Source organism: Nostoc sp. PCC 7107 (assembly GCF_000316625.1).
Lineage (GTDB): Bacteria > Cyanobacteriota > Cyanobacteriia > Cyanobacteriales > Nostocaceae > Nostoc_B.
Map to the genome: position 1 here is coordinate 1,350,702 of NC_019676.1, position 13,670 is coordinate 1,364,371.

A 13,670-nucleotide genomic window follows, 5' to 3' on the forward strand; every position below is an offset into this window, starting at 1 on the left:
ACGCAAGAAGGGCAAAACTTCAGCTTTCCGGTAGGTCTGAACGTGATATGGTGACACAGATTAAGCTTGGTAGTAACTCTTACTTAGCCAGTGAGGAACATTAACGATATAATATTTTTAAAATCATACGAGACACTAAAGACTATATGGTCTATTTTTCCAAAAAAGTAAGTGATTAAATTCTTTTTGAGAAAAATTATAATATTAATTTACACAAATATTTTTTCAGTATGAAGCGATCGCCTAGTCCAAACATAAAACTATGAAGTATCACATTTGCGACTTGGAAGCGACTCCAGAATGGCTCAAAATAGAATCAACTGATTACATTGCCGAATGCTTAGAGGCTTGTGAAACTCTAGAAATGGTAGCTGACTTACGGGAAATATTTCCTCGACGGGCGCTCAGTTCGGCAAGTATTAAGGTAGAAGAGGTGCAACGTCAAAGGCTTGTTAACTGGTTGCAGGTGTTGAACCAAGAAGAAAAAGCTGCATAGAATTTTCAAAAGAGGAAAAGCAAGCATTTTTCTCCATTGTCAATTGAAATTACATTTAGCAAATATCAGCACTCTTCTGCCAAGGAAAGGGGACAATAAAGACAAGTATCCCTCAGTCCGCAACGCATGAGCTACTGCCTTAATCCTCGGTGTCCCAAATCTGAAAATCCGGCTGATGTTAATTTCTGTACGACTTGTGGTTCTAAGTTGCTACTCAAAGAACGCTACCGCGCCATTAGGCCGATAGGACAAGGTGGTTTTGGCAGAACTTTTTTGGCTGTAGATGAAGATAAACCGTCAAAACCATGTTGTGTAATTAAGCAATTTTATCCTCAAGCCCAAGGCACAAACACAGTCAAAAAAGCTGTGGAATTATTTAACCAAGAAGCTGTGCAGTTGGATGAATTGGGTAAACATCCACAAATTCCTGAACTTTTGGCATACTTTACTCAAGATGATCGACAGTATTTAGTCCAAGAATTTATCAATGGGTTAAATTTAGCGCAGGAATTAGCAAAAAATGGAACTTTTAGTGAAACGCGGATTTACCAATTATTGAATGATTTATTATTAGTATTGCAGTTTTGTCATACAAAACAAGTAATCCACCGCGATATTAAACCAGAAAATATTATTTTACGTGAGAGCGATCGCAAACTAGTTTTAGTTGATTTTGGTGCTGCTAAATCTGCAACTGGCGCAGCATTAAATCAAACTGGTACTAGTATTGGTAGTCCTGAATATGTTGCACCAGAACAAATCAGAGGTAGAGCAGTTTTTGGCAGTGATATTTATAGTTTAGGAGCTACTTGTATTAACTTATTAACTGGGCGATCGCCTTTTGATTCTTATGATACTAATTACGATACTTGGGTTTGGCAGAAATATTTAACAACTCCTGTGAATAATCACCTGAGCAGCATTCTCAATAAAATGCTCGAAAGTATCCCAGCTAAACGCTACCAAACAGTCGATGAAGTTCTGCACGACTTAAATACACAGTCACCAGTAGCCAATCAGCCACAGATATCTGTACAATCTCCTGTTCAGTCATCACCTACCTTACCGCCGACCGTTGTGAGCAATACACCTAGCCAAATTGATTTAGAACTAGAAGAACTAAAAACTCAATTTATGGGCGGGAAACCTCAAGCAAATCAAGTTCAGCCAATCAATCCAACATCTCAACCTGCAAGTAAAAGCGAAATAGATCAAGAGTTAGAAGAATTAAAAGCGAAATACTTAGGTAAAAATAACTCACAAAATCCATGAATTATGAGTGTGATGCCTCAAGCCCCAGTTACGCAACTTTTAAATATTCTTTCTAATATACTCATATTGAAATTTAACTATATGCTTGTGTAGTAATTAACTAAGTAAAGAAAAATTATGATAAATAATTAGTTGGGCATTATGTGAGAACGCATAAAGATGAAATACATCATATAGAACTCATATTTGACTTTGTAAACATTCCACTATACATACTTAATTTTGTTGTAACAATCAAATCTGACTGCTATATAATACCTAAGTCATCCTCAGTTATGAAAATTAAATTTTATGACTAAAAAATATATACCTAACGCTTTTTTGAAAATTGCAGATTCTCAATTATATGCAATTTTTGCTTGGAGTCAACGCACTGCGGAAGTTGTTCCTAAAAAATCATGGCTCACAATACTTGAAATATTTGTGCATGAACATGAATTAGATAAAGCTTACCAAATATTTCAAAAACATCATCTGACTGTCATTACCGATGAAGTTTTTCAAGAACTGAACCAATATGAATGCTTGATTGAAGATGCGATCGTATTTTTAGCAGATGGGAAATTGACAATATTTGCTAAAGGCTTCCGCAGTTTTATTGAAAAAGAAATGCAATTTGAACTGGGTGAATTGAGCCGAAACAATTACCAAATTCTCCAGCAATTATTTTATCAGCTTAATTTGGAAGATGATTTAGCCGATATTAACAACATACAACATTTCCAGCAAATAGTAGAGCAACTGGAAAAACTTGGTTTATTATCGCCTGAAACAAATACTATTGACTGGGGAGATTTAAAAAGAACAGTTCCAATTTGTCAAGCATTTGGTTTAACTAGAGGTACACCAGTAGATAGATATTATCTCAGCAAGTTTTTGCATGAAGTTCAATCACAAATTGGCGGTGATATACTAGAAGTGGGAGGAACGCCAAAAGATAAAGATTTTTATGCGGTTAACTCAGGCACATCATATAAAATTCTCAATATAGAACCAGGCCTAGGAGTAGATATAGTTGGGGATGTTCATAATGTATCCCTTGTAAAAGCAAACTCTTTGGACTCTATCATCATCTTTAATGTTTTAGAACATTGTTATGCACCTTGGGTAGTGGTGGAAAATATCCATAAGTGGTTAAAACCAGGTGGTAAATGTTTTGCAATGGTTCCCAGTTCTATCAGAATTCATGCTACCCCAATGGACTATTGGCGACCTCTTCCTGATGCTTTTGCTTGGATGTTTAAAAATTTTTCTCAGCATAAATTATATATTTACGGTAATCCTATTAGTGTCATAGCTAGTTATCATGGAATAGCTCAGGAAGAACTTACAACCGAAGAATTAGACGCATTTCATCCTGATTTTCCTGTTGCTACTTGTATAGTGGCGAAAAAATAAATTTTAAACGTTTTTCACTTGATTTTATGCACTATTTAGCTAGATTGCGAAATTCCTTCTAAAACACTCTTAGTAATACTAGTCTCTGCTCTAGTGTATACATAAGTTTGCAAGTGAGGGATTTTTTGAGTTTTGAAGACTTTCTCGGCTCTGTCCCAAAAATCGGTATCTTCTCCATAAGCAATATTATGAAAGCCTTTCAATGCAAAAAATACTGCTCTCTTACCAAAGAATGTAGGACCTAGTACGCATTCTCGGAGATTAATTGTTTTACCCGGTTGAAAATAATCTGCCACGAAAACCTCTTCTTCTGTGGCAAATCCACCTTCAATTAAATCAATTTCTGGATGCTCCTGCATATATTTAATGCGTACAGATAGATGTTCTGGTAGGTATGTATCATCGCTATCTAGAAATGTTATGTATCTACCAAAAGATGCCTGAATACCAGTATTTTTAGCGTGCCAAAGTTTTTTATTTTGATGTTTTAAATAACGAATATTTGGGAAACTTTGAATATATTGATTGACAACTTCAAAGGTATTATCAGTACTGCCATCATCCACTATAATCAGTTCCCAATCTTGAAAAGTTTGGGCAATCACACTATTAATACAACGATTTAAGTATTTTTCTCGGTTGTAAGTACAAAGGATAATTGATATGTCAGGAACTACGTCAAAAATTGCATTAGTCATGATTCAAGAACTCGAAAATATATAACTACTTAGCAGCAGTGAGCAGTAATAACGAAAATATTGTACAAGATAGTAGTAAGTATTCAGTGTTTTAGGTTTGATCCATATGACATCAACAGTGCCATTAAATCAGCCACCCCCCAACAATCAAACCCAACGCTGGACATTTCTAAACTATTCGGACTGACAAGACGATTTCTCGATGGGCGTTGCGTTGGGTTGTGGTGGGGACGGTGAGTGGTTTATTTGCCGGGTTGTCCTGGAATGTTTTAGAATTTGATTGTTGCTCAACTAAAGTCTCAACAAGAAGCGATTGATTAACTCAAAAAACAGTCAATCAATCCTTTACATCTTCAGATGATTTTGAGATTCTTGTTTGGCTGCCAAATATTTTGCGATCGCTGCGGCATTTAGCGGGATAACTTTCGTATTTGGGCGTATTGTCTGTAAAAATGCGTTCAGGCTGCCACAAGAATGACTAGCCTTACGATATACACGAGCATAACTTACACCAGGCAGACGGAAATAGCTACCTATGGCTAATTGTTGAAATGTCATCAGAGCTTCAGATAAATAACGACTGGGAAAATCACAATTGATTGACGAACTTAGCTATGATAAGCCGGATAAACTAAGAACCCAAGATTTTATCCAACTACCTTTAGATTGCCACTTTTTTCGCTCACTGTTTCTATCTCAATCCATAACTAAATGCTATGTCCTACCTCTTGTTGATGCAGGCTCAGTCATAACTCGTAATTTGGCAAATTAGCTCTAAATTTAGGGAAAATTTAAAAAATTAACTTCCTTAGCTCAAACTATCTTCGTTAAATCTTATTTATCGCTTCTAAAAGAGGCATTTGTCGGGCTATTTTAGGTGAGCTTTTCGGGCAGAAAAAAACAATACGTGCTACAATTGTATCAAAATATGTCAATTATTCAAGAGTAATTTGGAATAATTTTACGCTTTGCCAACTGTAAAGGCTAAAATATACGATTTTTGGAGTTTTTTAGGTTATGACAACCTCACAGGAGAGGATTATCCCCACAGATCTCCGGAACGAAATGTCCCGGTCTTATCTGGAATACGCCATGAGTGTGATAGTGGGTCGGGCGCTACCAGATGCCAGGGATGGTCTGAAACCTGTGCATCGCCGTATCCTCTACGCTATGCACGAACTAGGTTTACTGCACGATCGCCCATTTAGAAAGTGCGCCCGTGTGGTTGGGGAAGTGTTGGGTAAATATCACCCCCACGGCGACACAGCAGTATACGATGCCTTGGTGCGGATGGCGCAGGATTTTTCCATGCGATCGCCATTAATTAACGGACATGGTAACTTTGGTTCTGTAGATAACGATCCCCCGGCAGCAATGCGATACACAGAATGTCGCTTGCAAGCTTTAACTAGCGCCGCTTTACTCCAAGACATCGAATCAGAAACTGTAGACTTTGCGGATAACTTCGACGGTTCCCAACAAGAACCCACAGTTTTACCCTCGCGTATCCCCCAACTCCTATTAAATGGTTCATCGGGAATTGCTGTGGGGATGGCGACGAACATTCCGCCCCACAACTTAGGCGAACTGATTGACGGATTAGTAGCCCTAATTCACAATCCCGAAATCACCGACCTCCAGTTGATGCAGTACATCCACGGGCCAGATTTCCCCACTGGGGCGCAAATTCTCGGCACGGCGGCAATTAAAGAAGCATATACCACGGGGCGCGGTTCCATTACCATGCGTGGTGTCGCCAACATAGAAACCATCGAACAGCGTGGTCGTCCCGAACGGGAAGCAATTATCATCACCGAATTGCCTTATCAAACCAATAAGGCCGCATTAATTGAGAAAATAGCCGAATTAGTCAACGACAAGCGGATTGAAGGGATTGCAGATATCCGGGATGAAAGCGATCGCGACGGGATGCGAATTGTCATCGAACTCAAGCGCGATGCTTATCCCCGCGTGGTGTTGAACAACCTTTACAAGCAAACCCCACTGCAAGCCAACTTTGGGGCAAATATGCTGGCGTTGGTCAACGGGGAACCACAAATCCTCACCCTGAAGCAATTTTTAGAAGTCTTCCTCGATTTTCGCATCATCTCCATTACCAGACGTACCCAGTACGAACTGCGAAAAGCGGAAGAACGCGACCATCTTTTGCAAGGATTATTGATTGCTTTATCCCATTTAGATACAATCATTAATTTAATTCGTCATGCCCCGGACGCGCCCACAGCTAAAGGCGAGTTAATCACAAGCTACGGACTCTCCGAAGTCCAAGCCGACGCGATTTTGCAAATGCAACTGCGGCGCTTGACTGCCTTAGAAGCAGATAAAATTCGGCTAGAACATGAAGAATTACAAGAACGGATCGGCGATTTGCGAGATATTCTGGCACGGCGAGAAAGAATTTTAGAAATTATTGAAGCTGAAATTTCGCACATCAAAACCAGCTTTGCCACACCCCGACGCACAATTATTACCCACGCCGAAGGTGAAATCGATGAACGTGACCTGATTGCTAACGAAAAAGCAATTATTCTATTAACACAGCAAGGTTACATCAAACGGATGCCCGTCAACACCTTTGAGGCGCAAAGCCGCGCCACTAGAGGGAAGGCCGCCGCGAAGGTCAAAGATGATGACACAGTAGAACATTTCTTAACTTGTTGCGATCACGATAGTGTTTTATTCTTTAGCGATCGCGGCGTAGTCTACTGCCTCAAAGCCTATCAAATTCCCGTGGGTTCCCGCACCAGTCGGGGTACACCCATTGTCCAGATGCTACCCATTCCCAAGGAAGAAAAAATCACCTCCATTGTCCCCGTTGACGAGTTCAGCGACGATGAATATTTAGTCATGCTGACCAAAGGCGGCAATATTAAGAAAACTGCCTTGGCAGCTTTTAGCCATATTCGGGCGAATGGTTTGATTGCCATTTCCTTAGAAGAAGGGGATCAACTGCGCTGGGTACGCCGCGCTAGAGTTGAAGACAGCATCATCGTTGGTTCTCGTCTGGGGATGGCAATACACTTTAGATGTACCCACGAACAACTGCGGCCTCTCGGTAGGGCGACGCGGGGTGTCAAATCGATGAAACTCAAAAAGGGTGATGAACTCGTGGGGATGGATATTATTCCCGCCGCTATTTTAGAAACACTCGACACGGGAACAGAAGAGTCAGAAATCGAAGAAATCGAAACCGAAGATATCGAAAATGCGGAAGAAACCACAGAAGTAGAAGTAACCGGGAATGTTGGCCCTTGGGTGCTAGTAATTACAATGGGCGGTTACGGTAAACGCGTACCCGTAGCCCAATTCCGTTTGCAAAACCGTGCCGGACAAGGTTTAATGGCTACCAAATTCAAAAACCGCAAAACCAAAGACAAATTAGCAACCTTGCAAATTGTCAACAGCGACGATGAAATCATGATGGTGACAAATCGCGGTATCATTATCCGTCAGGCTACCAATGCAATTTCCATTCAATCGCGATCGGCTACTGGCGTAAGAGTTCAACGCTTAGACGAAGATGACGCAATTACCGGAGTTGCGATCGTTCCGCCTGATACTGGTGATGAAGAAGAAACAGAATGAAGGCAAAGGTAAAAAGTAAAAAGGCAAAAGAAAGAGGCGATAATTCATTTTTAACTTTTGCCTTTTACCTTTTGCTTTCTCTAATTAGTGGGGTTTTGATGGGGCTAACCGTCGCCCCTGTGGGTGCGTGGTTTCTGGCTTGGATAGCCTTAGCCCCGCTTTGGGTATTAGTTGTTAAACAAAGTAACTCTTGTTTAGAAGGTAAAAAGTCAAAACCATTTTTTTTACCTTTTACCTCCTTCGGATTTCGCCAGTCGCTCATGGGGGAAACCCCCAAGACCGCGCTGGCTCACTTTTACCTTTTACCTTTATTTTGGGGTGTTGGTTATCACAGCGTCGCCCTTTTTTGGATTACTGGGATTCACCCAATGGATTGGTTGGGTGTACCTTGGTGGCCGAGTTTAGCTATTGCTATATTTTGTTGGGGCTTTATTAGCCTATGGGGTGGGTTATTTGTCACCCTTTGGGCGGCGGGAATGGTATGGCTGAATCAAGGAAAACCTTGGTTGCGAGTTTTAATTGGTACAGCCCTGTGGTGCGGTTTAGAAAGTTTGTGGAGTTCCGGTTCTTTGTGGTGGAGTGCTTTAGCGTATACGCAATCACCGCATAACTTAGTAATTTTACATCTTGGGCAACTATCTGGCCCTAATACTGTAACAGCGGCGATCGCCGCCTTCAATGGACTAATCGCCGAAGCTTACCTATCTTCTACACCTCGGCGGTTCGTCAATAAATATTTAGCATTAGCCACAGGCCTATTCATCACCTTACATCTAATCGGCTGGTTTTTATATAGCCAACCCATCGCCCAACCAGCAGCAGCCGCCTTAAAAATTGGCGTTGTGCAAGGTAACATCCCCAACAAAATCAAAGTCAAACCCGAAGGTTATCGCCGTGCCATTACAGGCTACACCAGTGGTTATTTAACTTTAGCCGAACAAGGTGTAAATGCTGTCCTCACACCCGAAGGCGCGTTACCAATTTTTCAGCGCAATTTTGGAGACACACCCCTATTTGCAGCAGTACAGCAAAAAGGTGTAGTCGTTTGGGTTGGTGCTTTTGGGGAAAAGGGACGCAGTTATACAAACAGTTTGTTTACCGTTAATAGCCAGGGTGAAACTACCAGCCGCTACGATAAATCCAAACTCGTACCCTTGGGTGAATATATCCCCTTTGAGGAAATTTTAGGTAAATTAATCAGCCGCTTGTCACCATTGGATGAACACCAAGTTCATGGTGCAGCCAACCAAATATTTGATACACCTTTTGGGCAAGCAATTGTTGGTATTTGCTACGAATCGGCATTTCCTGAAGTATTTCGCCGTCAAGCTGCGGCGGGTGGGCAATTTATCCTTAGTTCTTCTAACGATGCCCATTACAGTGCAGCTATGCCATTCCAGCATCATGCTCAGGATATCATGCGAGCGATTGAAACTGATAGGTGGTCAGCACGGGCTACTAATACGGGATATTCAGCTTTTGTCGACCCCCACGGCAAAACTTTGTGGATATCTGGCTATAATACCTACGAAACTCACGCAGAGACTATATATCGCCGTCAAACGCAGACTTTATATGTGCATTGGGGTGATTGGTTGACACCTTTGTTGTTGGGTTTGGGTGTTGTTGGTTGGTTTGTGGGGAAAGTATTTTAAACGCAGAGGGATGCAGAGTCCGCGCAGAGTTCCGCAAAGGAATAGGGGTTGAGAGAATTAGGAGGAAATGGAAGCAACAGTACAACAATCAAAAAAGCATTGTGTTTGCAGCATAACGCCTTTTAATTTTACTGGTCACTGTTAAACAGGTTTATCTGTTAACTCTGGTTGAGATTTATTCGCTTGCAATTGCACCCAAGCAAAGAAGGGAATTGCGAGTAATTGAGTTGCAGTCGAAAATACTACTAATAAGGTGATGGAGCGATCATACAAAACACCCATTAAAGTACTGCCTAAAAACCACGCTAAACCATAGCCAGTACTAAAGATACCATAAGCTGTGGCGCGTTTGTGTTTGGGGACGAGTCCGGCGATCGCAGCTTTTAAAATTGACTCTTGCGCCCCCATCCCAATACCCCACAATGCTATACCTAACAGTGCTAATTGGGTATTGCCTAAAAATACCAATGGTGCGAAAAAGGAGGAAATAAACGCCGCAACCATCAAAATCGAAATACCTACGCGGTCAAATAAATAGCCAAATATCAGTGCAGCTACGGCATCAACGCCCATTGCCAAGGCATAAAATAAAGGAATTGTTTGACCGGAAGCAATATTTCCTTTTTGGAAATGAAAAGCAATTAAGGGAAAATCTGCATAACCAGCCGCAATAATCGCCACTGCACCCAGATAAATCCAAAAAGTTCGCGGTATTCCGTCTTCTTGATTAATCTCAGTTTCAATTTCTAAATCGCTGGGGTTGGGATACAAAAATTGCAAAACCAATAACACAATCAATCCCAACACCGCAGGTACAATCAAAATTGTGAAGGCATTGCGATACTCTCCTTGGAAATAAATCATTGCTGCTACCGCTAAAGGCCCCATCACAGCACCGGTTTGATCCATTGCTTCATGCAAACCAAAGCCAAAACCTCTACCAATTTGACTCACACCATGAGACAAGAGTGCATCTCGCGGGGGAGTCCGCACGGCTTTACCTGTGCGTTCTGCCATCATCAAACCTGCGGCTACTTCCCATCTCCCAGCAAAGGCTAGTAATGGTACAACGGCAGTGTTCAAAATAAATCCTAACGTTGTAATACCCCAATACTTGCGAGTCTGGTCGCTGAGATAACCAATAGCTAGGCGCAAACCATAACCAATGAGTTCTCCAAACCCCGCTACCAAGCCTACCACAGTACCGCTTGCTCCCAAAACCTGTAAATAAGCCCCCGTAATACTACGCGCCCCTTCATAAGTGGCATCAGCACAGAGACTAACAAAACCAAGTAAAATCACAAACTTCAAGGCGGCTGATTTCTGTGCCATACTCTTGTATCTATTCAAATTGCTACTTTAGAGAATTCTGCCTTCATTGCTAGATTTGAATTTGAAAAAAACAACCCTGTTTTGGAGAAATTGCTGGTTGTAGCAGCTAAGACAGAATTTCGGTTATATCATAAAGTTCTGTAATAGTTGGCAAAGTTCGCTGTAAACATTTGAATTTAGCCTTAAAGTTGCAAAATTACTAAATTATTTATTTCCTACTGGCAATTTTTTACATAGATAAATTACTCAACAGGATGATTTTGTCATTGATTGTGTAGTATTTTTGGTGCTAGTCTGTCTTAGGATCAATCCAATGAAACAGTTCCTCAGAACAGTATTTGGCATTAAAACATACATCATTTGGCTGCTGACACCAATACTGGCAACTATTCTCGGTGCATCACTTTTGGCTAACCCGGCGTTAGCGACTGGTGTGTATCAAATTCCCAACTTAACCCCCGGTGGTGACTGGGTTGTAGACCAAGGTGAAGTGATTAGTCGCATCAACGAAGGTAAGATTAGTAGTGCCTTTGAAGATTTGGCGAAGAAAACTGGCAATGAAGTGCGATTTGTCACCATTCGCCGTTTAGATTATGGGGAAACACCAGAAAGCTTTACTCAAGGGCTTTTTGAAAAATGGTTTCCCACAAAAGAAGCACAAGCTAATCAAACTTTGTTGGTGCTAGATACTGTTACTAACAACACGGCTATTATTAGCGGTGATCAAGTCAAGGCTTTGCTAACTGATTCTATTGCCGATAGTGTAGCTACAGAAACCTTAGCTGCACCATTACGGGATGGTAACAAATATAATCAGGCATTTTTGGATGCAGGCGATCGCCTCGTTACAGTTCTCTCTGGTGAACCAGACCCAGGCCCACCAAAAATTACTGAGAACGTTCAGGTAGAAGGTACTTTCACAAAAGCGGAAGACACCGACAAAGGTAATGCTACGGCTTGGGTGATAGGACTGGTAATTGCTGCAACCGTTATCCCGATGGCGACTTACTACATCTATCAAGTAAATCAGCCACAGCCACCATCTAACGGCTAATTGTAAAGTCTGTTCGCCCTTGGCGTTCCCGCAAGGTAGTATGAAGTGTGAAAATTTCAGACTTCATACTTTTTTTATTTTAGAGGCTATTTATAAAGTAAATCTAAAAGCGAAAAGAAAAGAGTTATGACAACGATAAGATACATTAAACGTAGTGTATTTACATAGTTAGGTATGGCGCGAAAGTCTTACCCCACAGACTTAACAGATATGGAGTGGGAAATCCTAGCCCCCTTGATTCCACCAGCGAAAGAAGGAGGACACCCGCGCACAACTGATATGCGGGAGGTATGCAACGCTATCTACTATCACCTGAAGACAGGATGCCAATGGAATATGCTTCCGGGAGACTTCCCGCCCAGCTCAACTGTATACAACTACTACCGCAAATGGCAGCGCAAAGGGGTATGGGAAAAATTAAACCATTCATTACGCGGTCAGGTTCGCTTAAAATTAGGTAAATCAACACAACCCAGCGCCCTCGCCGCAGACAGTCAGTCAGTTAAAACTGACCAAAAAAGGGGGATGTGTACGGTTTTGATGGCGGTAAAAAGGTAAAAGGGCGAAAGCGACAGACTTTGGTTGATAGCCTGGGATTATTGTTGAAAGTGGTTGTAAGTGAAGCAAATGCCCCAGAGCGAGTGCTTGCTGCCTATGCTTTGATGGAATTGTTAGAGGAGCGTCCTGAATTACTTGAGAAAGTTGAAGTTTTATGGGTTGATTCCGGTTATGACGGTGATAAGTTTGCTCTTTGTGTTTGGTTGATGATCCAAGCTCATGTTGAAGTCATACGGCGTACCGAGTCAGAATTTCAGGTTTTACCGAAACGTTGGGTAGTCGAAAGAACATTTGGGTGGTTTAACCAATATCATCGTCTCAGCAAAGATTATGAGCGCCTACCCGAAATGAGTGAAGCTGCTATATATGCTGTTATGACTCGGATTATGTTGCGTCGTCTTGTCGTCTAAAGATTTACTTTATAAATAGTCTCTTAGTCTTGAACATACTCTTGTCCCGTCACTAAAGCCATCTCAGCGCGGACAAATTCTCGTCCTAAATAAGCTGCATGGTCTAACTGTGTGACTGGACAGGTTTGAGTTTGTTCAAAAATTTTGATACTGAGTTCCTTGGCGGTTCTCCCACTAAAAACTGTTGTATAAGTTCTTTCCACCTTACCCCGTGCAGGAATTACTTTGCCTGTTTCTGGATCTACGGCTAAACCATGCTCATCAATTACATTAGTAAAATGCTTGGCATAGATTAATCCCTCGCCTCTATCTAAATAGACGATGAAATATCCAGCCGGGTCAAGGTCAATATGACGCTGAGAAAGTCTATCATCAATTGCCGCTAAATCTTGAACTATTAAATCCATAACCACTATCAAAAACAAAATTCTTTCTTCAGGGTTTTTACACCATATACTTAAGTGTAGTTCTTATTTTCCTCAGTATGAACATTAAATCGGTAAGCGATTAATATCTTTGTTGCAGCCAATTACCACCATTGCTGAACCACGTTCTAAGCGCCTATTAGGTTCTGGATTAATGGCAAATTTACCCTCTTGACTCACAGCCAACAAATTTAAACCATAACGATTCCGCAGTTGAATTTCTGTGATAGTCTTACCATGAAATTCATCTGGGACAATCATCTCAACAATACTGTGATCTGGGTCGAGGTCAAATCTGTCTAATATAGATGGTTTGGTGAGAGTACGCGCTAAAGCACAACCAGCTTCGTATTCTGGAAAAACAACGTGGTCTGCGCCGACTTTTTTTAACAACTTGCGGTGAACTTCACTAGATGCTTTAGCCACAACGTGCGGTACACCACCTTCTTTGACATTGAGAGTGGTAATAATACTTTCTTGAATGTAATTACCAATGGCGACAATTACCGTATCAAATTCAAAAATTCCGGCCTCTCTCAGCGCAGCAGGTTCAGTTGAATCTAGTTGCAAAGCGTGACCAACTATTTGTTCTGTCAAGGCTTCTGAAACTCTTTTTTCATCAATATCTGTGGCTAGTACTTGATAACCTAAATTATGCAGTGTTGAACTGACAGAACGACCAAAACGACCTAAACCAATAATGGCAAATTGGTTGTTATCTTTACGTAAACTGCGAAAAAACCCTAGTGATGCAAGATTCACAGTT

At 41.3% G+C, this 13,670-nt stretch carries 12 protein-coding genes; 7 read left to right on the forward strand and 5 right to left on the reverse strand.

What is annotated here, in order from left to right; all coding sequences use genetic code 11:
• The first annotated feature begins 262 nt into the window (after nucleotides 1-262).
• From NOS7107_RS05775 to NOS7107_RS05785, 3 genes are all read left to right on the forward strand, one after another.
• Nucleotides 263-496: a hypothetical protein gene (locus tag NOS7107_RS05775; RefSeq protein ID WP_015112047.1), complete on the forward strand. Its 234-nt coding sequence runs from the start codon at nucleotides 263-265 to the stop codon at nucleotides 494-496.
• A 126-nt stretch (nucleotides 497-622) separates the two neighbouring features.
• Nucleotides 623-1,768: a serine/threonine-protein kinase gene (locus tag NOS7107_RS05780; protein ID WP_015112048.1), complete on the forward strand. Its 1,146-nt coding sequence runs from the start codon at nucleotides 623-625 to the stop codon at nucleotides 1,766-1,768.
• Nucleotides 1,769-2,059: 291 nt separating this feature from the next.
• Nucleotides 2,060-3,166 (forward strand): bifunctional 2-polyprenyl-6-hydroxyphenol methylase/3-demethylubiquinol 3-O-methyltransferase UbiG, encoded by a 1,107-nt coding sequence (locus NOS7107_RS05785; protein ID WP_015112049.1) that lies wholly within the window; start codon nucleotides 2,060-2,062, stop codon nucleotides 3,164-3,166.
• Between the two features lie 35 nt (nucleotides 3,167-3,201).
• On the opposite strand, the gene NOS7107_RS05790 is transcribed toward NOS7107_RS05785, so the two are convergent.
• Together NOS7107_RS05790 and NOS7107_RS05795 are read right to left on the reverse strand one after the other, a co-directional pair.
• Nucleotides 3,202-3,864, reverse strand: a complete 663-nt coding sequence (locus tag NOS7107_RS05790; protein WP_015112050.1) for a glycosyltransferase family A protein — start codon at nucleotides 3,862-3,864, stop codon at nucleotides 3,202-3,204.
• Nucleotides 3,865-4,209: 345 nt separating this feature from the next.
• Nucleotides 4,210-4,422, reverse strand: a complete 213-nt coding sequence (locus tag NOS7107_RS05795) for a hypothetical protein (RefSeq protein ID WP_015112051.1) — start codon at nucleotides 4,420-4,422, stop codon at nucleotides 4,210-4,212.
• A gap of 459 nt (nucleotides 4,423-4,881) precedes the next feature.
• Here NOS7107_RS05795 and gyrA point away from each other — a divergent pair, with 459 nt between their 5' ends.
• Complete coding sequence (gene gyrA, locus NOS7107_RS05800) at nucleotides 4,882-7,470, forward strand: DNA gyrase subunit A (RefSeq protein ID WP_015112052.1); 2,589 nt, start codon at nucleotides 4,882-4,884, stop codon at nucleotides 7,468-7,470.
• Nucleotides 7,467-9,125, forward strand: coding sequence for an apolipoprotein N-acyltransferase (lnt, locus tag NOS7107_RS05805; protein ID WP_015112053.1), 1,659 nt, complete (start codon nucleotides 7,467-7,469; stop codon nucleotides 9,123-9,125). The genes gyrA and lnt overlap by 4 nt, the downstream gene beginning before the upstream one ends.
• Before the next feature lie 141 nt (nucleotides 9,126-9,266).
• Here lnt and NOS7107_RS05810 read toward each other — a convergent pair whose 3' ends face one another.
• A complete protein-coding gene (locus NOS7107_RS05810) occupies nucleotides 9,267-10,457 on the reverse strand; it encodes an MFS transporter (protein WP_015112054.1) in 1,191 nt (396 codons plus the stop codon).
• A 313-nt stretch (nucleotides 10,458-10,770) separates the two neighbouring features.
• Here NOS7107_RS05810 and NOS7107_RS05815 point away from each other — a divergent pair, with 313 nt between their 5' ends.
• Both NOS7107_RS05815 and NOS7107_RS27615 read left to right on the forward strand, forming a co-directional pair.
• Nucleotides 10,771-11,511, forward strand: a complete 741-nt coding sequence (locus NOS7107_RS05815) for a YgcG family protein (RefSeq protein WP_015112055.1) — start codon at nucleotides 10,771-10,773, stop codon at nucleotides 11,509-11,511.
• 174 nt (nucleotides 11,512-11,685) lie between these two features.
• Nucleotides 11,686-12,479, forward strand: a protein-coding gene (locus NOS7107_RS27615; RefSeq protein ID WP_085999800.1) for an IS5 family transposase whose coding sequence is annotated in 2 segments (ribosomal slippage) — nucleotides 11,686-12,025 and nucleotides 12,025-12,479 — 795 coding nt in all. Because the reading frame shifts where the segments join, the coding sequence is not laid out codon by codon here.
• A gap of 23 nt (nucleotides 12,480-12,502) precedes the next feature.
• Here the strand turns inward: NOS7107_RS27615 and NOS7107_RS05830 are convergent.
• The gene (locus NOS7107_RS05830) at nucleotides 12,503-12,886 is read right to left on the reverse strand and encodes a DUF4346 domain-containing protein (protein WP_015112056.1); all 384 of its coding nucleotides are present in this window, start codon (nucleotides 12,884-12,886) and stop codon (nucleotides 12,503-12,505) included.
• Nucleotides 12,887-12,970: 84 nt separating this feature from the next.
• A complete protein-coding gene (locus NOS7107_RS05835; protein ID WP_015112057.1) occupies nucleotides 12,971-13,666 on the reverse strand; it encodes a TrkA family potassium uptake protein in 696 nt (231 codons plus the stop codon).
• Nucleotides 13,667-13,670: the final 4 nt, after the last annotated feature.

Coding starts and splice junctions, on each gene's coding strand:
- gyrA (WP_015112052.1), top strand. CDS start 4,882: ATGACAACCTCACAGGAGAGGATTATCCCCACAGATCTCCGGAACGAA.
- NOS7107_RS05790 (WP_015112050.1), bottom strand. CDS start 3,864: ATGACTAATGCAATTTTTGACGTAGTTCCTGACATATCAATTATCCTT.
- NOS7107_RS05785 (WP_015112049.1), top strand. CDS start 2,060: ATGACTAAAAAATATATACCTAACGCTTTTTTGAAAATTGCAGATTCT.
- NOS7107_RS05810 (WP_015112054.1), bottom strand. CDS start 10,457: ATGGCACAGAAATCAGCCGCCTTGAAGTTTGTGATTTTACTTGGTTTT.
- NOS7107_RS05830 (WP_015112056.1), bottom strand. CDS start 12,886: ATGGATTTAATAGTTCAAGATTTAGCGGCAATTGATGATAGACTTTCT.
- NOS7107_RS05780 (WP_015112048.1), top strand. CDS start 623: ATGAGCTACTGCCTTAATCCTCGGTGTCCCAAATCTGAAAATCCGGCT.
- lnt (WP_015112053.1), top strand. CDS start 7,467: ATGAAGGCAAAGGTAAAAAGTAAAAAGGCAAAAGAAAGAGGCGATAAT.
- NOS7107_RS05795 (WP_015112051.1), bottom strand. CDS start 4,422: ATGACATTTCAACAATTAGCCATAGGTAGCTATTTCCGTCTGCCTGGT.
- NOS7107_RS05775 (WP_015112047.1), top strand. CDS start 263: ATGAAGTATCACATTTGCGACTTGGAAGCGACTCCAGAATGGCTCAAA.
- NOS7107_RS05815 (WP_015112055.1), top strand. CDS start 10,771: ATGAAACAGTTCCTCAGAACAGTATTTGGCATTAAAACATACATCATT.